The sequence below is a fragment of the Streptomyces ficellus genome, assembly GCF_030406405.1.
In the GTDB taxonomy this organism is placed as follows: domain Bacteria; phylum Actinomycetota; class Actinomycetes; order Streptomycetales; family Streptomycetaceae; genus Streptomyces; species Streptomyces ficellus_B.
In genome coordinates, this window is record NZ_JAUEPL010000001.1 from 119888 (window position 1) to 141842 (window position 21955).

20 protein-coding genes are annotated in these 21955 nt (G+C 72.5%); 9 read left to right on the top strand and 11 right to left on the bottom strand.

The window, feature by feature from the left end; translation table 11 throughout:
- Positions 1-6: 6 nt before the first annotated feature.
- Positions 7-834 (bottom strand): enoyl-CoA hydratase family protein, encoded by an 828-nt coding sequence (locus QWM81_RS00530; protein WP_290109331.1) that lies wholly within the window; start codon positions 832-834, stop codon positions 7-9.
- A gap of 362 nt (positions 835-1196) precedes the next feature.
- Here QWM81_RS00530 and QWM81_RS00535 point away from each other — a divergent pair, with 362 nt between their 5' ends.
- Entirely contained in the window at positions 1197-1619 is a 423-nt protein-coding gene (locus tag QWM81_RS00535) for an ATP-binding protein (protein WP_290109332.1), read from the top strand.
- Here QWM81_RS00535 and argF read toward each other — a convergent pair.
- The 4 genes from argF to QWM81_RS00555 form a co-directional block, all read right to left on the bottom strand.
- Complete coding sequence (gene argF, locus QWM81_RS00540) at positions 1591-2631, bottom strand: ornithine carbamoyltransferase (protein ID WP_290109333.1); 1041 nt, start codon at positions 2629-2631, stop codon at positions 1591-1593. The genes QWM81_RS00535 and argF overlap by 29 nt on opposite strands.
- 76 nt (positions 2632-2707) lie before the next feature.
- On the bottom strand, positions 2708-3955 hold the full coding sequence (locus QWM81_RS00545) for an arginine deiminase (protein ID WP_290109334.1): 1248 nt from the start codon (positions 3953-3955) through the stop codon (positions 2708-2710).
- A gap of 110 nt (positions 3956-4065) precedes the next feature.
- Positions 4066-6627, bottom strand: coding sequence for a polynucleotide kinase-phosphatase (locus tag QWM81_RS00550; RefSeq protein ID WP_290109335.1), 2562 nt, complete (start codon positions 6625-6627; stop codon positions 4066-4068).
- A complete protein-coding gene (locus QWM81_RS00555; RefSeq protein ID WP_290109336.1) occupies positions 6624-8096 on the bottom strand; it encodes a 3' terminal RNA ribose 2'-O-methyltransferase Hen1 in 1473 nt (490 codons plus the stop codon). The genes QWM81_RS00550 and QWM81_RS00555 overlap by 4 nt, the downstream gene beginning before the upstream one ends.
- 418 nt (positions 8097-8514) lie before the next feature.
- On the opposite strand from QWM81_RS00555, the gene QWM81_RS00560 reads away from it, so the two are divergent.
- Positions 8515-8829 carry a hypothetical protein gene (locus QWM81_RS00560; RefSeq protein WP_290109337.1) on the top strand — a complete coding sequence of 105 codons (315 nt, stop codon included), beginning with the start codon at positions 8515-8517 and terminating at the stop codon, positions 8827-8829.
- Between the two features lie 73 nt (positions 8830-8902).
- On the opposite strand, the gene QWM81_RS00565 is transcribed toward QWM81_RS00560, so the two are convergent.
- From QWM81_RS00565 to QWM81_RS00580, 4 genes are all read right to left on the bottom strand, one after another.
- On the bottom strand, positions 8903-9421 hold the full coding sequence (locus tag QWM81_RS00565; RefSeq protein ID WP_290109338.1) for a DUF6099 family protein: 519 nt from the start codon (positions 9419-9421) through the stop codon (positions 8903-8905).
- Positions 9422-9546: 125 nt separating this feature from the next.
- The gene (locus QWM81_RS00570) at positions 9547-9987 is read right to left on the bottom strand and encodes a nucleotide pyrophosphohydrolase (protein WP_290109339.1); all 441 of its coding nucleotides are present in this window, start codon (positions 9985-9987) and stop codon (positions 9547-9549) included.
- Positions 9984-11192 (bottom strand): AAA family ATPase, encoded by a 1209-nt coding sequence (locus QWM81_RS00575; RefSeq protein WP_290109340.1) that lies wholly within the window; start codon positions 11190-11192, stop codon positions 9984-9986. Before QWM81_RS00575 ends, QWM81_RS00570 begins: the two co-directional genes overlap by 4 nt.
- Positions 11193-11276: 84 nt before the next feature.
- Positions 11277-11675: a cell division protein SepF gene (locus QWM81_RS00580; protein WP_290109341.1), complete on the bottom strand. Its 399-nt coding sequence runs from the start codon at positions 11673-11675 to the stop codon at positions 11277-11279.
- A 383-nt stretch (positions 11676-12058) separates the two neighbouring features.
- Here QWM81_RS00580 and QWM81_RS00585 point away from each other — a divergent pair, with 383 nt between their 5' ends.
- Genes QWM81_RS00585 through QWM81_RS00610 form a run of 6 tightly spaced genes read left to right on the top strand, consistent with a single transcriptional unit; the run spans position 12059 to position 17708 of the window.
- Positions 12059-13324: an ABC transporter substrate-binding protein gene (locus tag QWM81_RS00585; RefSeq protein WP_290109342.1), complete on the top strand. Its 1266-nt coding sequence runs from the start codon at positions 12059-12061 to the stop codon at positions 13322-13324.
- Positions 13321-14316, top strand: coding sequence for a carbohydrate ABC transporter permease (locus tag QWM81_RS00590; RefSeq protein WP_435372298.1), 996 nt, complete (start codon positions 13321-13323; stop codon positions 14314-14316). The genes QWM81_RS00585 and QWM81_RS00590 overlap by 4 nt, the downstream gene beginning before the upstream one ends.
- Positions 14316-15119 carry a carbohydrate ABC transporter permease gene (locus tag QWM81_RS00595; RefSeq protein WP_290109343.1) on the top strand — a complete coding sequence of 268 codons (804 nt, stop codon included), beginning with the start codon at positions 14316-14318 and terminating at the stop codon, positions 15117-15119. The genes QWM81_RS00590 and QWM81_RS00595 overlap by 1 nt, the downstream gene beginning before the upstream one ends.
- Complete coding sequence (locus QWM81_RS00600; protein ID WP_290109344.1) at positions 15116-15823, top strand: amidohydrolase family protein; 708 nt, start codon at positions 15116-15118, stop codon at positions 15821-15823. The genes QWM81_RS00595 and QWM81_RS00600 overlap by 4 nt, the downstream gene beginning before the upstream one ends.
- Positions 15820-16584 (top strand): amidohydrolase family protein, encoded by a 765-nt coding sequence (locus tag QWM81_RS00605; RefSeq protein WP_290109345.1) that lies wholly within the window; start codon positions 15820-15822, stop codon positions 16582-16584. The genes QWM81_RS00600 and QWM81_RS00605 overlap by 4 nt, the downstream gene beginning before the upstream one ends.
- On the top strand, positions 16581-17708 hold the full coding sequence (locus QWM81_RS00610; RefSeq protein ID WP_290109346.1) for a DegT/DnrJ/EryC1/StrS family aminotransferase: 1128 nt from the start codon (positions 16581-16583) through the stop codon (positions 17706-17708). The genes QWM81_RS00605 and QWM81_RS00610 overlap by 4 nt, the downstream gene beginning before the upstream one ends.
- Here QWM81_RS00610 and QWM81_RS00615 read toward each other — a convergent pair.
- Complete coding sequence (locus QWM81_RS00615) at positions 17695-18666, bottom strand: LLM class flavin-dependent oxidoreductase (protein WP_290109347.1); 972 nt, start codon at positions 18664-18666, stop codon at positions 17695-17697. The two genes, QWM81_RS00610 and QWM81_RS00615, sit on opposite strands and share 14 nt — an antisense overlap.
- 120 nt (positions 18667-18786) lie before the next feature.
- Here QWM81_RS00615 and QWM81_RS00620 point away from each other — a divergent pair, with 120 nt between their 5' ends.
- Complete coding sequence (locus QWM81_RS00620) at positions 18787-19818, top strand: dihydrodipicolinate synthase family protein (protein ID WP_290109348.1); 1032 nt, start codon at positions 18787-18789, stop codon at positions 19816-19818.
- 7 nt (positions 19819-19825) lie between these two features.
- Here the strand turns inward: QWM81_RS00620 and QWM81_RS00625 are convergent, their stop codons facing one another.
- The gene (locus QWM81_RS00625; protein ID WP_290109349.1) at positions 19826-21922 is read right to left on the bottom strand and encodes an NHL repeat-containing protein; all 2097 of its coding nucleotides are present in this window, start codon (positions 21920-21922) and stop codon (positions 19826-19828) included.
- Between the last annotated feature and the right edge of the window lie 33 nt (positions 21923-21955).

A 21955-nucleotide genomic window follows, 5' to 3' on the forward strand; every position in this document is an offset into this window, starting at 1 on the left:
GGCCGGTCACCGCCCCTGCCACTTGGGCGGCCGCTTCTCGGTGAAGGCGGCGTGGAACTCGGCGTAGTCCGCGCCGTTCATGAGCAGGGCCTGGGTGGCGGCGTCCAGTTCGACGGCGGCGGCGAGCGGCATGTCGAGTTCGGCGGTGAGGAGCGCCTTGGTCTGGGCGTACGCCAGGGCGGGGCCGTCCGCGAGGTGGCGGGCGAGTTCGGCGGCGCGGGTGTCGGCGTGGCCTTCGCCGGTGAGCTCGCTGATGAGCCCGATGCGCTCGGCCTCGGGGGCGCGGACGGGCTCGCCGAGCATGAGGAGGCGGGTGGCGTGGCCGAGGCCGACGACGCGGGGCAGCAGGTAGGCGGCGCCCATGTCGCCGCCGGAGAGGCCGACCTTGGTGAAGAGGAAGGCGAAGCGGGCGGAGGGGTCGGCGATCCGGAAGTCGGCGGCCAGCGCGAGGACGGCCCCGGCGCCCGCGGCGACACCGTGGACGGCGGCGATCACCGGGAAGGGCGCTTCGCGCAGGGCGCGGACGACCTGTCCGGTCATGCGGTTGAAGTCGAGGAGCTGGGCGGTGTCCATGGCGAGGGTGGCGCCGATGATGTCGTCCACGTCGCCGCCGGAGCAGAAGCCGCGGCCCTCACCGGCGAGGACCAGGGCGCGGACGGCGCGCTCGCGGGACAGTTCGGCGAGCAGGTCGCGCAGGTCGGCGTAGGCGCCGAAGGTGAGCGCGTTGAGCTTGGCGGGCCGGGCGAGGGTGACGGTGGCGACGCCGTCGTCGATGGCGAGCCGTACGTGCCGCCACTCCTCGGTGCGGGGCGCGGAGCTGGAAAAGGGGCTCATGACGTGCGGCCTCCCTCGGCGAGAGCGACGCTGCTGACTTCCGCTGGCTGCTACGGGCTACTACTGGGTGCTGGGTGCTGCGTGCCGGCTTCTGCGTGAATGCCTGCCTCTCGAACTTATCACTTGTACGTGACTTCCGTCACGTATGCGCGATACGCTGAGCGGTGACCCTGTAACAGCTGTCCGTAACCGACGCAGGTCCTGTACCGGCTGAGGCACAGGTTCCCCCGGGGGCGGGCGGGGGCCGGTCGTTCGGTTGATTGCACTTCGTAAGGTTGAAGATCGGACCTCACAGGTCTCTGCGATCTCTCCTGTCTCTTCTGCACCCGAATGGAACCGGCTCCACCGAAACGGACTCCGCCGTGCTCGAACCTTCCGGCCCCTACTCCTGGCGCATCGCACTGCCGCACACCACGGCCGCCGTGCCCATCGCGCGTGCCCTGATACGGACGGCGCTCGCCGGGCTGGAGACGTCGGCGGACCGGGACACGGCCGAGCTGCTGACGGCCGAGCTCGTGGCGAACGCGGTGGAGCACACATCCGGCAAGGGCCCGATCGAGCTGCTGGTGGAGCTGTCGCCGAAGGGCTTCCGGGTCGAGGTGCACGACCACGACCCCGACCCGCCCGGCGACCTGTCACCCGAGCACGACGCCCCGCCCGACCCCTGGCAGGAGCACGGCCGGGGCCTGCTGCTGATACGTACGCTCAGTGCGGCCTGCGGTCACCGGCGTACCGGCCAGGGCAAGGCCGTCTGGTTCACGCTCCCGGCGCCGCGGATTTCGTGACCTGCCCGGCGGGGCCCGCCAGCGTGGCCACCAGGACGGCCTTGATCGTGTGCATCCGGTTCTCGGCCTCGTCGAAGACGAGGGAGTGCTCGGATTCGAAGACCTCGTCGGTGACCTCCAGCTCGGTCAGGCCGTGGCGCTCGTGGATCTCGCGGCCGACCGCGGTGCCGAGGTCGTGGAAGGCGGGCAGGCAGTGCAGGAACTTCACGTCCGGGTTCCCGGTCGCCCGCAGCACGTCCATGGTCACGGCGTACGGGCCGAGGGCGGCGATGCGCTCGTCCCAGACCTCCTGCGGCTCGCCCATGGACACCCACACATCGGTGGCGATGAAGTCGGCGCCCCGGACACCCTCGGCGATGTCCTCGGTGAGCGTGACGCGCGCCCCACTGGCCTCGGCCGCCTCGTGCGCCCGCGCGACGATCCCGTCGGCCGGCCAGTACGCCTTGGGCGCCACGATCCGTACGTCCATGCCGAGCAGCGCTCCGGTGACCAGGTAGGAGTTGCCCATGTTGTAGCGGCCGTCGCCGAGGTAGGCGAACGCGACGCGCTCCAGCGGCTTGTCGGTGTGCTCGGTCATCGTGAGCACATCGGCGAGCATCTGGGTGGGGTGCCAGTCGTCGGTCAGGCCGTTGTAGACGGGCACGCCCGCGTGGGCGGCCAGCTCCTCGACGGTGGCCTGACGGTCGCCCCGGAACTCGATGGCGTCGAACATCCGGCCGAGGACGCGGGCCGTATCCTTGGCGGACTCCTTCTTGCCGATGTGGGAGCCCGCCGGGTCGATGTACGTGGTCGAGGCTCCCTGATCGGCCGCGGCGACCTCGAAGGAGCAGCGCGTACGGGTCGAGGCCTTCTCGAAGATCAGCGCGATGTTCTTGCCGCGCAGCTGCTGGACCTCCGTGCCGGCCTTCTTGGCGGCCTTGAGCTCGGCGGCCAGGTCGATCAGGCCGCGGAACTCCTCGGCGGTGAAGTCCAGCTCCTTGAGGAAGTGGCGGCCGGTGAGGTCGGTGGCCATGGGACGCTCCTGGGTTCCGAGTACGAGGACCGTGGAAGTCTATACGAGCTTCAGCATGCCTATACAGGCGGTTCCTCTACGGCGACTGGCCGGGGTCCGCGTCCCGTACGACCGGACAGCTCATACAGCGCGGGCCTCCCCTGCCCCGGCCGAGTTCGCTGCCCGGGATCTCGATGACCTCGATGCCCTCCTTGCGCAGATGCGTGTTGGTGGTGACATTGCGCTCGTACGCGACGACGACGCCCGGCTCCACCGCCAGCACGTTGCAGCCGTCGTCCCACTGTTCGCGCTCCGCCGTGTGCACGTCCTGCGTCGCGGTGAGCACCCGGATCGCGGGCAGGCCGAGCGCCGCCGCGATCGCGCTGTGCATGTGCTGGGGCGGATGGTCGGTGACCTTCAGCGCCCGGTGCCCCTCGCCCGGCTCGATGGTGTACGAGCGCAGCATGCCGAGCCCCGCGTACTGCGTGAACGTGTCGTGCGCGACCATCGTCATCACCGTGTCCAGGTGCATGAACGCCCGGCTCTTCGGCATGTCCAGCGCCACGATCGTCCGCGCGGAGCCGGCCGCGAACAGGCCGCGCGCCAGCATCTCCACCGCCTGCGGGGTGGTGCGCTCGCTCATCCCGATCAGCACCGCGCCATTGCCGATGACCAGGACGTCACCCCCCTCGATGGTGGAGGGGTAGTCGTCCTGCCCTTCCGACCAGTGGTGGAAGGAGCCCGCCTCCGGGCCGGTGAACAGGGGGTGGTGCTTGTAGATGGCCTCGAAGTGGACGGTCTCGCGCTGCCGGGCGGGCCAGCGCATCGCGTTGATGGCGACACCGTCGTATATCCAGGCCGAGGTGTCCCGGGTGAACAGGTGGTTGGGCAGCGGCGGCAGCAGGAAGTCGTCGAGGTCCATCACATGGAAGCGGACGGACGTCGGCTCGGCGTGGCCCGCGAGGAACTCGCGTTTGGTCATCCCGCCGACGAGCGCCTCGACCAGCCGGCTCGTCTCCATGCCGTCGAACACCGCCCTGAGGTGGTCGGTGGCCAGCGGCCCGTACTCCTTCTCGTGGAAGACCCGGTCCAGGACGAGTTTCCTCGCGGCGGGGACCTCCAGCGCCTCGCACAGCAGGTCCCCGAAGAGGTGCACCTGCACTCCCCGGTCCCGGAGCACATCGGCGAACCCGTCGTGCTCCTGGCGTGCCCGGCGTACCCACAGGACGTCGTCGAAGAGCAACGCGTCCTTGTTGCTGGGCGTCAGCCGCTTCAGCTCCAGATCGGGCCGGTGCAGGATGACGCGGCGGAGCCGCCCGGTCTCGGAATCGACATGGAATCCCATGCCTCCATCCTGACCGCGCGAGCCCCCCTTCACCCTTCACCCGGCCCCTGTCACACCGGCGGACCGCCCGGGGAGGTGTCCCTCCCCGGGTCGGTGGCCGCCGCGGCGGATCACAGGCGCGGGTCGACCGGCTCCGACTCCAGGGCCAGCACGGCGAAGACCGCCTCGTGGACCCGCCACAGCGGTTCCCCGGCCGCCAGCCGGTCCAGCGCCTCCAGGCCGAGTGCGTACTCGCGCAGGGCCAGGGAGCGCTTGTGGCCGAGGAAACGGCCGCGCAGCCGCTCCAGGTTCTCCGGGCGCGTGTACTCCGGACCGTAGATGATCCGCAGGTACTCCCGGCCGCGCACCTTGATGCCCGGCTGCACCAGCCGCCCCTTGCCGTCCCGCGCGAGCGCCTGGAGGGGCTTGACGACCATGCCCTCGCCGCCCGCGCCGGTCAGCTCCAGCCACCAGTCGATGCCGGCCCGGACCGAGTCGTCGTCGCCGGTGTCGACGACCAGGCGCCGCGTCCCCTGGAGCAGGCCGGTCGGGTCGTGCTCCACCAGCCGGTCGAGCCATGCCAGCTGCTCGTCGTGCGGTACGGCCGCCAGCGAGCGGCCCGGCGCGGCCAGGATCTGGAACGGCGCGAACCGCACCCCCTCCAGCCCCTCGGTGTCCCAGCAGTAGCGCCGGTACGCCTCGGTGAACGCAGCCGCGTCCGCCGCCCGCTCCCGCTGCGTGCCCAGCAGGCCCGTCACGTCGACGCCCCTGCCCACGGCCGCCTCCAGCGCCGCGACGGCGCCGGGGAACACCGCGCCGGACGCGGCGCCGACCGCCGCGTACTGCGTGCGCAGCAGCCCGGACGCCTTGAGCGACCACGGCATGAGCTCGCCGTCCAGCAGCAGCCAGTCGCCCGCGCCGGAGGCGCCCTTGGACGCTGCCGGCTCCTCCCACAGCCCAGCCGCCGTCACGGCCGCGCGCAGCCGCTCCAGCACCTGCTCGGTGACCGTCTCGTCATCGAAGAACGGCCGCCCGGTGCGGGTGTGCAGCGTCCCCGTGGGGCCCGCCACGCCGAACCGCTCGCGGGCCGCGTCCGCGTCGCGGCACACCAGCGCCACGGCCCGCGAGCCCATGTGCTTCTCCTCGCACACCACCCGCTCGACGCCGTCCGCCCGGTACTGCGCGAACGCCTCCGCCGGGTGCTCCAGGTAGCCGTCGCTCTTGGAGGTCGCCGTGGGTGCCATCGTCGGTGGCAGGTACGCCAGCAGCCGCGGGTCCACCGCGAACCGGCTCATGACCTCCAGCGCGGCCGCCGCGTTCTCCTCGCGTACGCCGACGTTGCCCGCGTACCGGGTCTCCACGACCCGCCGCCCGTGCACGTCCGCCAGGTCGAGCGGCCGGCCCTGGTGCCCGCCGGGCGCCTCGGTGGCCAGCGGCTTGACCGGCTCGTACCAGACCTTCTCGGCGGGTACGTCGACCAGTTCGCGCTCCGGCCAGCGCAGCGCGGTCATCTTCCCGCCGAAGACGGCGCCGGTGTCGAGGCAGATGGTGTTGTTGATCCACGAGGTGTTGGGCACGGGCGTGTGGCCGTAGACGACCGCGGCACGGCCCCGGTACTCCTCGGCCCACGGGTAGCGCACCGGCAGCCCGAACTCGTCGGTCTCGCCGGTGGTGTCGCCGTACAGCGCGTGCGAGCGCACCCGGCCGGACGTGCGGCCGTGGTACTTCTCCGGCAGACCGGCGTGGCACACGACGAGCCTGCCGTCGTCGAGGACGTAGTGACTGACGAGCCCGTCGATGAACTCCCGCACCTGGGCCCTGAACTCCTCGCTCTCCCCCTCCAGTTGCGCGATCGTCTCGGCGAGCCCGTGCGTGTGCTGGACCTTCCTGCCCTTGAGCCAGCGCCCGAGCTTGTTCTCGTGGTTGCCGGGCACGCACAGCGCGTCACCGGAGGCCACCATGCCCATGACGCGGCGCAGTACGCCGGGGCTGTCCGGGCCGCGGTCGACCAGGTCGCCGACGAACACCGCCGTACGCCCCTCGGGGTGGACGCCGTTGTCGTACCCGAGCTTGGCGAGCAGCGTCTCCAGCTCGGAGGAGCAGCCGTGGACGTCACCGATGATGTCGAAGGGGCCCGTGAGGTGGCGCAGGTCGTTGAACCGCTTCTCCCGGACGACCTCGGCGGCCTCGGCCTCTGCCTCGCCGCGCAGGATGTGCACCTTGCGGAAGCCCTCGCGCTCCAGGCCGCGCAGCGAACGGCGCAGCTCGCGGCGGTGGCGCTGGATGACATGGCGGGGCATGCCGGCCCGGTCGGGCCGGGTGGCGTTGCGCTCGGCGCACACCTCCTCGGGCATGTCGAGGACGATGGCGATGGGCAGCACGTCGTGCTCGCGGGCCAGGCGCACCAGCTGCCGGCGGCTCTCCTGCTGCACGCTGGTCGCGTCGACCACGGTCAGCCGGCCGGCGGCGAGGCGCTTGCCGACGATGTAGTGCAGGACGTCGAAGGCGTCGCCGCTCGCGCTCTGGTCGTTCTCGTCGTCGGCGACCAGACCGCGGCAGAAGTCCGAGGAGATGACCTCGGTGGGCTTGAAGTGCTTGCGCGCGAAGGTCGACTTGCCGGAGCCGGTGGCTCCGACGAGTACGACGAGGGACAGGTCGGTGACCGGCAGCCTGCGGGTCGTGGTCTCGGTCACGCGGCCTTCTCCTCCTTCGTGGTCGTCGCTGTCTTCCTGCTGAAGACGGCCATCTGCGTGGGCGGGCCGACTTCGGGGTCGTCCGGCCCCACGGGGACGAACTCCACGCCGTACCCGTGCCGTTCGCCCACCTCGTGCGCCCAGGCACGGAACTCCTCGCGGGTCCACTCGAAGCGGTGGTCGCCGTGGCGCACATGCCCGGCGGGCAGCGTCTCCCAGCGCACGTTGTACTCGACGTTCGGTGTCGTCACGATCACCGTCCCGGGCCGCGCCGAGCCGAACACCGCGTATGCGAGGGCGGGCAGCCGCGGCAGGTCGAGGTGCTCGATGACCTCGCTGAGCACGGCCGCGTCATAGCCCTTCAGCCGCTTGTCGGTGTACGTCAGCGAGCCCTGGAGCAGGTTCACGCGCTCCGCCTGCCGCTCCCCCATCGACTCAAGACGCAGCCGGCGCGCGGCGATGGTCAGCGCCCTCATGGACACGTCCACGCCCAGGATGTCGGTGAACCGGACGTCCTTGAGCAGCGCCTGCACCAACTGGCCCTGGCCGCACCCCAGGTCGAGCACCGTGCTCGCCCCGGCGTCGCGCAGCGCCCGGAGTATCGCCTCCCGCCGCTGCTCGGCGAGCGGCACCGGCTTGTCCTCGGTGTCGGTCGTCTCGTCGACGGCGTTGTCGACGTCCTCGACCTCCAGGTCGTCGGCCTCGGCGAGCCGCACCAGCTCCAGCCGCTCCATCGCCTGCCGGGTCAGGCCCCAGCGGCGCGACAGGTAGCGGCTGGTGATGAGCTTCTGCTCGGGGTGCTCGGCCAGCCAGCCCTCTCCGGCGCGCAGCAGTTTGTCGACCTCGTCGGGCGCCACCCAGTAGTGCTTGGCGTCGTCGAGGACCGGCAGCAGGACGTACAGGTGCCGCAGCGCGTCGGCGAGCCGCACCTCGCCCTCCAGCACCAGCCGTACGTAGCGGGAGTCCCCCCACTGCGGGAACCGCTCGTCCAGCACCACCGGCTCGGCCTCGACCGACGCCCAGCCCAGCGGCCCGAACAGCGAACGGACCAGTTCGGCGCCACCGCGCGCGGGCAGCGCGGGCACCTCGATCCGCAGCGGCAGCGGCCCGGCGGCCCGCTCCGGCAGCGCGGTGCACACGCCGCGCAGCGCGCTTTTGAAGACGGTGCTCAGCGCGACGGACAGCAGCGAGGACGCCGCGTACGGCCGGTCGTTGACGTACTGCGCCAGCGCCGCGTCGGGCGCCCCGCCCCGGCCCTTGCCCTTGCCGCGCCGGACCAGCGCGACGGGGTCCACCTCCAGCAGCAGCGCCGCCGTGCAGCGCTCGGTGGATGCCTCGGGGTAGAAGACATGCGCCGTGCCGTGCGCGGTGGAGAACGCCTGCGCCTTGTCGGGATGCTTGTGCAGCAGGAAACCGAGGTCGGTGGCGGGGCGCTCTGGGGAACCGGTCGTACTGATCGTCAGGAACACGCGTCCGAGTATCGCCCGGTACGCCCGGCCCGACCACGGGTTTTCCGCCTGCCCCCGTTCCGGCGGCCGGGCCACGGCCCGGTCGCCCGCGCGGAAGGGGGGCGTGCGGGTGAGGGGCGCGCGGGCGAGGGTTGACGACGGACGGGACCGGGGCCCGCTCCAGCCCCGCAGGTTCCGCCCCGTCGACCAGCCCCGTCGACCGGCCCCGTCGACCGGCCGTCAACCGCTCGGTCCCCGCCGGGTGAACCTCATCGACCCACGGGCCCCGGACGTCCCCGCCAGTGACCCCCGGCCCATACCCGTCGTTGGCTCGGGCGGAGCCGGACCGCCCGGCCCGCGCGCCGGCGGCGGATGTCGGCGCGTCGTTCTCTCTTGTCGCCCTCCCCCACTGGGGAGGGCCAGGGCCGAGGAGGCCGCCATGTCCCAGGAAGCCGTGCCCGAACAGAAGGGCCTGCTGCAGCAGATGGAGGAGCTGATGGCGGCCCTGACCGCCGACCTCTCGCAACTGGACGCCGAACTACAGTCCTCGGCCACCCGCTTCCCGTCCACCGCGACCCCGAGCGCGGAGTCCGCCGCCCCCACGACGCCGGCCACCAAGCCCACCGCCGCCCCGGCCGCCCCGGAGGCACCCGACGCCGCCCCCGCCATGCCCGCCGCGACTCCCGCCTCGCCCGACACCGCCTGCTCCGCACCCGCAACCAGCTCTCCCGCGGGCCGCAACACCGGCAGGTAGCCCTCGCGCGCGCCCGCCGTCCCCGGCGTGAGCGGTCGCGGCGCGTCACCCGCACTCGCCGGCGCGGGCGGGGTCATGACGGGCCCGCCGTAGAGTCCGCGGGGTCCGTCATGGTCGCCCGGTCGGGGGGCCCGCCGGGCGGTCTGGTCCGCTCTCGTACCGTCAGGCGGCGCAGCATGACGCGCACGCGGTCGCTCGATTCGTCGGCGGCGTCGATCGCCTCGATGCACTGCCAGTAGAGCCCCTCCTCATCAGTGGCGCAGGCGACGCCGACGAGCGCGATGCCCACCTCGCCCAGCAGCGCGCCCAGCCCCAGTAATGTGCGCCGCACATCCGCGACGTCCGAGAGCCTTGCCGCTCGCAGCCCGTCCGGGCGCAGGGCCGGATGGTCCGGCCCCGGCCCGCCGCGTCCGCCGATCTCGCTGAGGCCACGCGCCTCGCCCCTCAGCTCCAGTGGCCCCGTCAGCGCCAGCTGGTTTCCGATCGCCTGGGCGAGCGCTTGTGCCTGCCAGGCCTCCGTCACGATGTCCAGCGCCACCCGGCTCTCCGCCAGGGCGCGCCGTCCGGCCGCGATCAGCCGCTCCGCATCCATCTACGCCGCCCCCGTTCATACGACTTTCCGCCCACCTATTCACTACCCAGAGTGAAGCTGAACGGACCCAAACGCCAGGGGAATTCGGAAATCTGTGGACACGAAGCTCAGAGTGCATAACTCGATCACTCCGTAGAGTGACGACCCGCATCCCGATCAGCGTTCCGATCAGCGTCTCGGTCCGCATCCCGATCAGCGTCCCGGTCCGCATTGCGGTCCCCCCGTGCGGCCCGCCCCGGAGGCCGTCCCACCGGGAAGCGGACCTCATTCCGGTCGATCTTGGCGGAGAGCGCGGCGAGCGGATCGATGCCGAGCACGCCGCAGAACTGGAGCAGGTACGCCAGCACGTCGGCGACCTCGTCCGCCACCCGGTGCGCCGTCTGCGGGTCGTCCATCACGCGGTCGGCCTCTTCGGGCGTCAACCACTGGAAGATCTCCAGCAGTTCGGCCGCCTCGACGCTCAGCGCCGCCGCCAGGTTCTTCGGCGTGTGGTACGGCTGCCACTCCCGCGAGGCCGCGAACTGCGCGAGCCTGCGCTGCAATCCCTGCACATCCAGTTCCGTCACGGGCTCAGGTCTACCACCGTCACTCCGGCCCGCCCGCGCGCGGCCCCGGCCCCCGTCTCGCCGACCGTCCCCACCAGCCGCATGTGGCCCTCGGCGCAGATCTGCCCGGCCAGCGCGGCCAGTTCCCGCGTCTGGCGCCGGTCCAGGGCGCGGTCGAAGCCGTCGGCGAGGACGGTGAGCGTCTGCATCGCGTCGGGCACCTCCGCCGCCCGGTCCATGGCGAGCACGCCCGGGCCGGTGAGCAGCACCAGCGCGAGCGCGAGGTACCGCAGTTCGCCCTCGCCGAGCCGCCCGACGGGCGTACCGCCGCCGTCCGCCCCTCGGCCGAGCACCGCCCGTACCGTCCCGTCGGCGAGTTCCTCGACGCCCAGGTCGCGGACCTGCCCGGCGCAGCCCGCCCGGGCGACGGCCGCGAGCCGGGCGTGCCGGCGCGGGCAGCCGGTGCGCGTGCGGTGGAGCACCTCGGCGAGGTTGTCGCAGCCGCGCCGCAGCCGCCCTTCACCCACCGCCACGGGCGCCCGCATCCGCTGCGGCTGAGGGTCGCAGGGGAAGACGGACCGGAGCGCCACGACGACCTGCTCGGCGGCGGCGAGCACACGCCGCTGCCCTTCGGTCTTGCCCGCCACGCGCAGCGGCAGCAGCGCCGTACCGAGCCGGTCACCCGGCAGTGGGCCGCGGGTGACCGGCACCGATCCGGCGGTGTGCCACTCGGCCTGCACGGTACGGCGGCCGGGGTCGCGCAGCGCCGTCGTGAGCAGCGTCCGTCCGTCGCCGCCCGTCAGCCGCTCGCCCACGACGCGGAGCTCCGGCTCGGCCTGGACGGCCAGGTCCAGGCGCACGGGCCCGGCCGGGCCGTCCACGGTGCAGCCGATCCGGAAGCCGCGCCGTCCCTGCGCGTCCGCCTCCGCGCGCTCGGGCACGCAGGCGACCGGGTCGGGGAAGGCACCGGCGAGCGAGGCGCCGGCGCCCAGCAGCGCCAGCGCCTCGTACGCCTGCAGCGCGCTGGACTTGCCACTGCCGCTCGCCCCCGCGAAGAGCGTCACCGGCCCGAGCCGGAAGGCGGCACCACGATGGGATTTGAAGGCGGACAGCCGCAGTTCCGTGACGACGGGGCGCGTGGGGCGTACGTGGCGGCGGGGTTGCGGAAGCGGCGTGGGCTCGGCGGGGCCTGCCGGTCCGGGGATGCCGGGGCGAGTTGCATGCATGCTCGGACCGTAGGGGCAGCGCGTCACGCTGAACCGTTCCGCCCGAACAACCTTCCAACGAACGGGGGAGAGGGCCGGCGAGGGTCAGGGCTGCGGGACGGCCGCGGCGGCGATTCCCTCGACCTCCGTGCCGGCCGGCGCCAGCAGGAAGACGTTCCGGTCGACCCGGTGCATGCCGCTGCCGAGCCCGAAGACGACGCCGCTGCTGAAGTCCAGGATCCGCTTGGCGACGTCCGCGTCCGCCGCCGTCAGATCCAGCAGGACGGGGACCTGCGCGATGAGGTGCTCGGCGACCTCGCGCGCGTCGGAGAAGACCTGCACCCGCAGGACGACCATGCGGCGCTGCTCGGCGGCCTCGTAGTCCTGCGGGATCGTCCGGTGGTCGACCCTCGACGGCCACTCGTTGCGCCCACGAAGCGGAACGACCTGGGCCAGGCCCTCCCATTGTTCGTCGGTGACGTCGTACCTCTCGTACCTACTCATACGCCTATCCTCGCCTCCCTCACCCGTTCGGCCCAACTGCGACACGGGCCCGCGCCGAACCGGCCGAATCGACTCCGGACACGCGTCGCCCGCGGGCACACTCACCACCCCACCACACCCGCCGTCGGCCCGCACCGTCATCGTGACCGGACCACACCTGACGCACCGTCGAGCAGGCGCCCGCAACGGTGGACTGACGTTTCGTCCGCTGTTCGCCGGAGGGTGGCATGGCTCATCCGGGGGTCATCCCTACGGCCGTCGCGGTGGCCTGCCGGATGGCGCCGCGAGGCGCGGGCGCGCAGCATTGACAGTCCAAAACAGCCCAGCTACTTTCGGCCCAGGCCGAAACTGTCCAGGTTTTGACAGGCCTTCCGGAGGCCCCCATGAAGACAGGTTTCAAGCGCGCCACCGTTCCTCTCGCACTCCTCACCCTCACCGCGCTGACCGCGGCCGGGTGCGCCGGCGGTGACAGCGGCTCGGGGTCGAACAAGGTCACCGTCTGGATGTACCCGGTGATCATGGATCCGAAGGCCAACGCCGCGTACTGGGACGGCATCGAAAAGGGCTTCGAGGCGGCCCACAAGGACCTCGACCTCGCCGTCGAGCAACTGCCCTGGGAGAACCGGGACCAGAAGCTCGCCACCGCGTTCGGCAGTGGCAAGGGCCCCGACGTGGTGCTGCTCGGCCCCGACCAGATCCCGCAGTTCCAGGCGAACGGCGCGGTGCAGCCGGTGGACCGGGCCATCGAAAAGGCAAGGAGCGCGTTCCGCCCGGCGGCCCTGGAAGCCATGACGCAGGACGGCAAGGTCTACGCGGCGCCGATCTACCACACCGTCACCAGCACGCTCTACAACAAGAAACTCCTGGACAAGGCGGGGATAAAGGAACCGCCCGCCACCTGGGACGCCCTCAAGGCCGCCGCGCCGAAGCTGAAGCGGGCCGGGGTCGCGACCCTCGACTACTCCGCCAGCAACGAGGCCTCGCTCAATATGAGCTTCTACCCGCTGCTGTGGCAGGCGGGCGGCAAGGTCTTCGACGAGAGCGGCAAGAAGACCGCGTTCAGCAGCCCCGAGGGCGTCGAGGCGCTCACCTTCCTCGTCGACCTCTACAAGGCGGGCGCCGTACCGAGGTCCGCGCTGACCAACGCCAACCTCTTCACCGACCAGGCGCTGGGCAAGGAACAGGTGGCGATGGGCTACACGAACACGCCCTCCGACGCCGCCCTCGCCGAGAAGACATGGGGGAAGGGGAACGCGATCGTCGGCCCCGCCCTCACCGGGCCCCGCAAGCAGGTCTGCTTCGGTATGCCGGGCGGCCTCGGCATCAACGCCAGGACCAAGAACCTGACCGGTGCCGAGAAATTCATCACCTATATGACCGAGCCCGCGCAGATCCGGTCCATGGGCACGGCGGGCGGGTTCTTCTCACCGCGTACGGATGTCACCGTGCCCAACGGCAGCCCGTTCGCCAAGGAGTACGAGGCGGCTCTCGCCCACACCTTCCCCGGCGAGCCGCACCCGGCCGCCCGCCAGCTGATGGCGCTGATCACCCCCGAGATCCAGGCCGCGCTCACCGGCAAGAAGTCCCCTGAGCAGGCACTGGAGGCGGCGGCCAAGGAAGGCGACGATCTGCTGGCGCGGCAGCGTTGAGCAAGCTCGAGCCCCGCGAGACGTCCCCCGACGACGCGCTCCCCACCGCCCCGCCGGCCGCGGCACCCGCCGAGGGCGCGGCCCGGGCGGTGGCCGCGGCGGCGGCGGCCGGGAGGCGGCCCGCTCCCGCGCGGCGGCGGGAGGCGCTGGTGGGGCTGGCGTTCGTGGCGCCGATGCTCGCCCTGTTCCTCGTCTTCCGCTTCGGCCCCACGCTCGGTGCCGCGTTCCTGTCGCTCACCGACTACCGGCTCAGCGGCGAGTGGGACTTCATCGGCGCCGCCAACTACACCCGGCTGCTGAACGACGACCTGTTCTGGGAGAGCCTCGGCGTCACCGCCGTCTACACCGCGCTGTACGTCCCCATGACGGTGCTGCTCGCGCTCGGCACCGCCGCCTTGCTGTACCGCACGCTCTGGCTGCGCGGCTTCTTCCGGGGCCTGTTCTTCCTGCCGTACGTCACCAGCATCGTCCTCGCCGCGGTCATCTGGAAGTGGATCTACGAGGTGGAGGACGGACTGCTGAACTCCACCCTCGGCGCCCTCGGCCTCGGAGAGATCGACTTCCTCGGCAACGAGTCCCTCGTCCTGCCGTCCATCGCCGCCGCCTCGGCCTGGAAGGGCTTCGGCTACTCCATGCTGATCCTCCTCGCCGGGCTCCAGTCCATCCCCCGGGAGGTCACCGAGGCCGCCACCATCGACGGCGCGAGCGCCTGGCAGCGCTTCCGCTGGGTGACCCTGCCCCTCCTGCGCCCGGTGCTCTTCTTCGTCCTGGTCATCGAGGCGATCCAGGCCTTCCAGGTCTTCGACGCCATGTACGTGATGACCGCCGGCGGGCCGGTCAGGGCCAGCTACTCCCTCGTGTACTTCCTCTACGACTCCGGCTTCAAGTTCTTCGACTTCGGCTACGCCAGCGCGGTGGGCCTGGTCCTCTTCCTCGTCGTGCTCGTCTTCTCGCTCATCCAGCGCCGGCTCATCGGAAGGGAGGAGGACTGATGGCGCGGCTGAGGCTGGGGGTCCTGCTGGGCCTGGTCGCGTTCGTGACCGTCACGCCCTTCGTCATCATGGTGCTGGTGGCCTTCGCGCCGCCCGGCGGCAAGACGCTGCCGGGCGCCCTCGACCTGACCCGGGCCACCTGGCGGAACTTCTCCGACGTCCTCCAGAGCGCCGACATCACGCGCTGGGCGATGAACTCCCTGATCTACTCGCTGGTGTCGGTGCTGCTCATCCTGCTGTTCGCGTCGATGGCCGGGTACGCGTTCGCCAAGAAGCGGTTCCCGGGCCGCGAGGTGCTGTTCTGGTCATTCCTGGCGACGCTGATGGTGCCGTTCCAGGCCACGCTCATCCCGTACTACATCCTCGTCTCGGAACTGGGCGGCGTGGACACGTACTGGGGCCTGATCGTGCCGACCCTCGCCAATTCCCAGGCCGTCTTCCTGATGCGGCAGTTCATCGTGCAGCTGCCCGACGAGCTGTTCGAGGCGGCGAAGATCGACGGTGCGTCGGAGTGGCGGGTGTTCACCACGATCGTGCTCCCCCTGATCCGGCCGGTCCTCGCCACGCTCGGCGTGTTCGTCTTCCTGTGGCACTGGAACGACTTCCTGTGGCCCCTGGTCATCGGCCAGTCGGAGGGCATGCGCACGCTCACCGTGGGGCTCGCCACGCTGGAGGGCGAGAACGTGACCATCAACCAGATCATGGCCGGAGCCACCATCACCGTCGTCCCCTGCCTGCTCGTCTTCGGGCTGCTGCAGCGGTACCTGACCGATTCCATCGCCACCAGCGGCCTGAAGTCATGACCGTGGTCGTCGACGTGAACCGGATGCTCGGCCCCCTCCCCCACGACGACGTCCCCAGCCGGGACGAGACGGGGCTGCTCGCGGAGCTGGAGCGGCTGCGGATCGACACGGCGTGCGTCAGCCACGCGTACGCCGTCCACGGCGACCCGCGCGACGGGAACGGACAGCTCGGGCTGATCGGCGACCGGCGGCTGCTCCCCGTACCCGTCCTCGTGCCCGGCCCCCTCGGCACCGGCCGGTGGACGGGCGGCGCCCCGCTGGCGCGCCTGTGCCCCCGGCTCCACGGCTGGTCCCCCACCGGCCCGCACGCCCGGGGACTGCTCGCCGAGCTGGCCGCGAGCGGCACCACCGTGCTGCTCGCCCGCGACGAGGTGACGGCGGCCGAGGTGCGTGTGCTGGCCGCCGCCGCGCCGGCGCCGCGCATCGTCCTGACCGGCACCGGCTACCGCGCGCTGCGCGAACTGGCCGAGCTGCTGGAGACCCACCCTTCCCTGTACGTCGACACCTCCACCCTCTGCGGCCACCGCCAGGTGGAGTGGCTCGCCGAGCGGTACGGCGCCCACCGCGTGCTGTTCGGGACGGGCGCCCCCGTCACGGACGACGCCGGCCCGCGTCACCTGCTGGACACCCTCGACCTGCCCGGCGCCGACGTGGCGCTCATCGCCGGCGGCAACGCGCTGCGGCTGCTGGGCGGTGAGCCATGAGCCGCGCCATGGACGTCATCGACGCGCACGGGCACATCGGCCGGTGGTCCGCGTTCGCCATCACGGACGGCTCGGCGGAGAGCCTGGTCGCGATGATGGACCGGTGCGGGGTCGCCACCGCGTGCGTGTCGCACCTGCTGGCGGTCGGGCCCGACGCGCGCGCCGGCAACGCCCTGCTCCTCCAGGCCCTCCAGGCCCACCCCGGCCGGCTGCTCGGCTACGCCGTGTACCAGCCGCACGACCCGCAAGGCCCCGAACGGCTGCGGGACCTGCTGGACGCGCCCGGCGTCATCGGCGTCAAGCTCCACCCCGAGGTGCACGAGACGGCGCTCGACGACCGCGCGTACACGCCCGCGTTCGAGGCGGCCGCCGAGCGGCGGCGGATCGTCCTGGCACACAGCCAGCACGGCAGCCCCTGGTCCGACGCCCGGCACTTCGCGACCGTCTCGCCCCGCCACCCCGGCGTACCTCTGCTCATGGGCCACGCGGGGCTGTTCCCCCAGGGGTTCCGCCCGGCCGTGGAGGCGGCGGAACGCTGCCCCGACCTCATCCTGGAGACCTGCGGCTCGCGTATGACGGCACGTCACCTGGTGCGGATGGTCGCCGAGGCCGGAGCGGACCGGGTCGCGTTCGGCTCGGACGCCGTCTTCCTGGACCTGCGGACCGGGCTCGGCCGGGTGCTGCTCGCCGGCCTTCCGGAGCCGGACCGGGAGCAGGTGCTGCACGGCACCATGGACCGGCTGCTGAAGGGCATCGTGTGAACCGGCCGCCGCGGTGGCCCGCGTGGCCGCCACCCCCGACCGACGAGCAGCGCCGCGCCCTGCTGGCGGTCCTGGACAGCGGGCGGTGGGGCGCCACCAGCGGCACGGCGACGGAGGAGTTCGCGGCGGCGTTCGCGCGGCGCACCGGGGCCGCCCACGGGGTGTGCACCGCGAACGGCACCGTCGCGCTGTTCCTGGCGCTTCGCGCCCTGGGCGTCGGCCCCGGCGACGAGGTGATCGTGCCCGCGTACACCTTCGTGGCGAGCGCCACGGCCGTGGTGCTGGCCGGGGCGGTGCCGGTCGCCGCCGACGTCACCGAGGACACGCTGCACCTGGACCCGGCGGCCGTGCGCCCGCTCGTCGGTCCGCGTACGAAGGCCGTCATGGCGGTGCATCTGGCCGGGGCGCCCGCGGACGTGGAGGCGCTGCGCGGTGCGGGGCTCCCCGTGGTGGAGGACGCGGCGCAGGCGCACGGCGCCGCGCGGCACGGCCGCCCGGCGGGGTCGCTGGGGGACGTGGCCTGCTTCAGCTTCCAGTCGAGCAAGGCGATGACGGCCGGGGAGGGCGGCATCGTCGTCATGGGCGATCATGCCCTGTACGAGCGCGTGTGGTCCCTGCACAACGTCGGGCGCCGCCCCGGCGGAGGCTGGTACGACCATCCGGAGCTGGGCTGGAACCTGCGGATGACCGAATTCCAGGCGGCGCTGCTGCGCCCTCAGCTCGCGCTGCTGGACGGCTGGATCGACCGCCGTGCCCGCGCTGCCGCCGCGCTCGCCGAGGCCCTCGGCGCCGTGCCGGGCCTGGACCTCCTCCCCGCACCGTCCGGCACGACCCGGCACACCTGGCACCTGGCGATGCTGCGGTACGACTCCGGGGCCTTCGGCGGCCGCCCCGTGTCGGCGTTCCTGGCCGCGATGGCCGCCGAAGGCGTGCCGCTGGACGCCGGTTACCGCTCGCTGAGCCAGCTGCCGTACGTGCGGGCCCCCGTGCCGTGTCCGGTGGCGCAAGCGGCGCGGGAGAGCGTGGTGTGGGTGCGGCAGCCGCTGCTGATGGCCGGCGAGGCCGCCATGGCGTACATCGGCCGTGCCGCGCTCGCCGTGCGACGGGCGGTCACGCCGAGGTGAGCGCGCCGAACGTCTCGATCGCGCGCAGGGCGTCCGCCTGCGGCATGCCGGGCGGCTGGACGCGCAGGATCAGCCCGTCGGCGCCCATCTGCGCGTACCGGCCGATCCTCTCCGCGCACTCGGCGGTGGAGCCGATGACGGACCGGGCGGCGATGGCGTCCCACGGCTGGGCGTAGCGGGCGGCGTCGGCGGAGGTGCGCTTCCAGTCGCCGTACGCGTCGTACAGCTCCCGCAGCGGGCCCTCCAGGGCGGTGCGGGCCTCGGCGGTGGTGGGCGCGGCGTACCCCTCGCGGCAGATGATGACCTCGGCGCCGAGCGAGCGCGGGCCGCGCGGGAAGGACCGGTAGAGGGCGATCTTCTCGGGGAGTTCCTCGTCGGTCTCGTTGAAGGACGTCGTCCAGCCGTCGCACGCCCAGGCGGTCCGCTCCAGGGCGGCGGCGACGCGGCCGCCGTTCCAGATGCGGGGGCGGGGCCTTTGGACCGGCCGGGGCGAGAGGAAGGCGTCCTCGACCCGGTGCCGGCGGCCTTCGTGGGTGACCTCGTCCTCGGTCCACAGCCGGGTGACCAGCTCCAGGCACTCCTCGAACCGCGATACGCGCTCCTGGGGCCGGACGCCGTACAGCGCGAACTCCTCGGGGCGGTAGCCGAGGACGAAACCCGCGGTGAGGCGGCCGCCTGACAGGACGTCGATGTGGGCGAGGGTCTCGGCGAGCCACACCGGGTGGTGCACGGGGGCGATCAGCCCGGCGGTCGCCAGGCCGATCCGGTCGGTGTGCGCGGCCAGGTACGCCAGGGAGGTGATGGCCTCGTGGTAGCCGGGCCGGTGCAGGTGCCGTTCGCCCAGGACGGCCCAGGAGAAGCCGGCCTGTTCGGCGAGGCGGACCTGCTCGACGGCGTCGGCGAGGCGGGGCCGGTCGGCCTTGTCCGCGTAGAGGTTGACATACAGGCCGAGTCGCATGGGAGCGCTGTCCCTTCCCTTACCGGCTTGCCTCACGGGCTTCCTTCACGGGCTTCCTTTACGGTCCGGACCGTAAAGGCTAGCGTGTCGGCGACGACCGCGACAGACGGGAGCGTACCCATGTCGGCTGCTGAGGACCTGGTACGGCGGTTGCGCGGCACCGTCCTGCCGGCGGTCGCAACCCCGATGGACGCGGCGGGGGTTGTGGACTTCGGGGCCCTGCGCGGCTATGCGGAACGGATCGCCGGGGAGCCGATCGGCGGGGTGGCGGTGTGGGCCCATACGGGGCGCGGGCTGTATCTGTCGGAGGACGACCGGCGGCGGGTCCTCGCGGTGTGGCGGGAGGCCGTCGGGGGGCCGGTGGTGGCGGGGGTGGGGGTGCCGCGTGCGGCCGGGGCGGTGAACCTGGGCGAGGCGGTGGACGCGACGGTGGGGATGGCGGTGCGGGCGGCTGAGGGTGGCGCGGACGCGGTGATGGTCTACCCGCTGGCGCAGTTGGACGGGGACGATGACGCGGCGGTGGAGTTGCACGAGCGGGTGGCCGCGGCGAGCGGTCTGCCGGTGGTCGGGTTCTTCCTGCACGGGGAGGCGGGGGGCTATCCGTATCCGCCGTGGCTGGTGAGCCGGCTGCTGGCGCTGCCGGTGGCCGTGGGCATCAAACTGGCCACCCTGGACCGGGCGATGGACTGCCAGGACGCCATCCGGGCGGCGCGGAGCAGCGGCCGTCTGGTCATCACCGGCGAGGACAGGATGTTCGGGCCGTCGCTGATGTGGGGCGCGGATTCGGCGCTGGTGGGTATCGCGGCGGCCCAGGTGCCCTTGACGGTGGCCGTCCTGGAGGCGTGGCGGGCGGGAGATCACGGGCGGTTCGTGCGCGCGTCGGCGCGCCTGGACCGGTTCGCGGAGGCGACGTTCCTCGCGCCCATCGAGGGCTATGTGCAGCGGATGCTGTGGGCCGCGGTGTGGGAGGGGCTCATTCCGGAGGAGGCCGCGCACGATCCGTACGGGCCGGGGCTGCCGGCGGTGGAGCGGCGGACCGTCGTCGACTGCCTGGAGTCGCTGGCCAAAGAGGCCCAAGAGGCCGAAGAGGCCAACGACACCGAGGACTCCGAGGAGGCCGGGACGGAGGACGACGGGCCCGCACGCTCCTGACGCCAGGTCAGTTGGCCAGCAAGCCCTTCAGGACGGCCTCGTACTGCGCGGTGATCTCCGCGGGCAACCCGGACGGGCACAGCGGGTCGAGCCGCAGCCGGGCCAGGTCACGCGTGGCCACGCCCCACGCGTGCCAGGTGGCCCGCTCCCAGGCCAGTTGCGGCGGGTTGTACCAGCCGTCGCCCAGGCCGCCGAGTACGAGCTGGGCGTCGTCGCTCCCCGGTCCGAGCCGGTAGACCGAGCCGCCGAACACCGAGGCGTACACCTGCCCGAAGTGGACGCTGATCTCGCCGTAGCTGGGGAGCTTGCCGGTCTTGATGACCGTCCTGCTCTCCAGGTCCATGGCGAACCAGGTGCCCGAGCGGCGCTTGTAGAGGCCGTACAGGATGCCGTCGTGCACCTCGATGTGCTGGATGCTGGCGTGGCCCTCGATGGGGGTCGCCTCCCACAGCACCGTACGGCGCCGCAGGTCGAAGGCGACGACGGTGGCGTGCGGCCGGGCGGGGGTCACGCTGCCGCCGCCCCAGGTGTCCCCGGCGAGGTAGGCGGTGCGGTGGCCGACCCGGTCGTCGAGCGCCACGGACATCACGCTCTGGTCGGTGATGACGTCCTTGTGGACGGTGAGCCGTCCACGGGAGCGCTCCACCAGGGTGAGGGCGCCCTTGAGGCCGCCGGCCGGCGGCGCGCTGGCCACCAGCAGCAGATCCTGTTCGGGTACGTACGCCATGTCGGTGGGGCGTTGCTGGTCGTTGTCGATGAAGCCCATCGAGCGGATCTTGCCGCGGCGGGGGTCGATCTCCAGGAACTCGGTGCTGGGGTACATCGCCGCGTACACCCGGCCGCCGACCACCCGGAGCTGCTTGGGCTCGCCGGGGATCCTGATGCGCTTGGACGTGCCGTGCGAAGGCCGGTGGGTCGTCAGCGAGTAGTGCCCGCCGACGTGGACGGTGCCGCCCGCCTGGTACGCGATGGACTGGACCGGGTCGGGTCCGGACAGGCCGATGTCGATGAGCTCCACGATCTCGGACTTCTTGGTGGGCAGGTCGAGCCACCACAGCCGGCCGCTGCCGACTGCGCCGAGCATGGTGTTCTTGCCGAGCGGGATGAGGGCGCGGTGTTCGTCGCCGGTGGCGGGTGCGGCGACCGCGACGAGCCGGTCGCCCTCGCGCCGGTAGACGGTGCCGGTGGGCCGGCCGACGCAGTAGAGGGCGCCATCGGGCATCACCGTGATGGCGTCGGCGATGCGTTCCGCGGCGGGGATCATGATCGCGCGGGCGTCGCTGCCGTCGGGGGCCAGGTCGACGATGGTCCTGCCGAGGGAGCCGAGTACCCGGCCGCCGTGCGCGAGGAGGGCGGCCGCGCCGCCGTACGGGGTGGGGGTGATGTTGCGCTTGGCTCCGGTGGCGCGGTCGTACGCGATGACGTAGCCGCGCGGGAGGGTGCCGGCGTAGACGTAGCGGTCGTCGGCGGCGATGGCGCGGACGTACTGCTCGCCGGCCATGGCGGCGCCGAGGTTGCGCAACGTGCCGGTCTGGGGCTTGTACTCCCAGACCTCGCCGCGCGGGTGGGTGCCCGCGTACACGGTTCCGTCGGGGGCGGTGGCGAGGCACCAGACGAAGCCGCCGGCCGGGCCGATGGTGCCGATGCGGGTGACGGTGCCGGTGGCGGGGTCGATGCGGTGGATGTCGGGGAAGGGGTAGGACCCGATGTAGACGTGGCCGCCGGAGACGGTCGCCGCCCAGCCGCCGTCGCCGCGGGTGAGCCGGAAGGATCTGGTGAGCTTTCTGGTCGTCAGGTCGATCTCGCCGACGCGGGTGGGGTTCTGGCCGCGGGCGACCACATAGGCGTGGTTGCCCAGCACGGTCGTACCGACGATCGCCGCGGTCAGGGACGCGACGCCGTACGTGGAGACCGGCTCACCGGAGCAGCGGTGCCCGGCCTCCACCGTGCCGGTGGCCTCGGCGGTGCCGGTGGTGTCCACCGCTCCTGTCGCTCGCGCCGTGCCTGCTGCGGCGGCGTTCGCCGCGCTCGGGCTGATGGTCTGTCCCGCCACCGCCGCCAGGGTGAATCCGGCTCCGGCGTTGAGCAGTCGCCTGCGTTCCATACGTCCCTCTCCTGTTCTGGAGGTTCGGATCGC

Bases quoted from the DNA above. Each gene is read 5' to 3' on its own strand.
- QWM81_RS00600 (WP_290109344.1), top strand. From the start codon at position 15,116: ATGACCGTGGTCGTCGACGTGAACCGGATGCTCGGCCCCCTCCCCCAC.
- argF (WP_290109333.1), bottom strand. From the start codon at position 2,631: ATGGCCACCGACCTCACCGGCCGCCACTTCCTCAAGGAGCTGGACTTC.
- QWM81_RS00620 (WP_290109348.1), top strand. From the start codon at position 18,787: ATGTCGGCTGCTGAGGACCTGGTACGGCGGTTGCGCGGCACCGTCCTG.
- QWM81_RS00615 (WP_290109347.1), bottom strand. From the start codon at position 18,666: ATGCGACTCGGCCTGTATGTCAACCTCTACGCGGACAAGGCCGACCGG.
- QWM81_RS00565 (WP_290109338.1), bottom strand. From the start codon at position 9,421: ATGGATGCGGAGCGGCTGATCGCGGCCGGACGGCGCGCCCTGGCGGAG.
- QWM81_RS00585 (WP_290109342.1), top strand. From the start codon at position 12,059: ATGAAGACAGGTTTCAAGCGCGCCACCGTTCCTCTCGCACTCCTCACC.
- QWM81_RS00575 (WP_290109340.1), bottom strand. From the start codon at position 11,192: ATGCATGCAACTCGCCCCGGCATCCCCGGACCGGCAGGCCCCGCCGAG.
- QWM81_RS00580 (WP_290109341.1), bottom strand. From the start codon at position 11,675: ATGAGTAGGTACGAGAGGTACGACGTCACCGACGAACAATGGGAGGGC.
- QWM81_RS00605 (WP_290109345.1), top strand. From the start codon at position 15,820: ATGAGCCGCGCCATGGACGTCATCGACGCGCACGGGCACATCGGCCGG.
- QWM81_RS00530 (WP_290109331.1), bottom strand. From the start codon at position 834: ATGAGCCCCTTTTCCAGCTCCGCGCCCCGCACCGAGGAGTGGCGGCAC.
- QWM81_RS00560 (WP_290109337.1), top strand. From the start codon at position 8,515: ATGTCCCAGGAAGCCGTGCCCGAACAGAAGGGCCTGCTGCAGCAGATG.
- QWM81_RS00625 (WP_290109349.1), bottom strand. From the start codon at position 21,922: ATGGAACGCAGGCGACTGCTCAACGCCGGAGCCGGATTCACCCTGGCG.
- QWM81_RS00595 (WP_290109343.1), top strand. From the start codon at position 14,316: ATGGCGCGGCTGAGGCTGGGGGTCCTGCTGGGCCTGGTCGCGTTCGTG.
- QWM81_RS00545 (WP_290109334.1), bottom strand. From the start codon at position 3,955: ATGGGATTCCATGTCGATTCCGAGACCGGGCGGCTCCGCCGCGTCATC.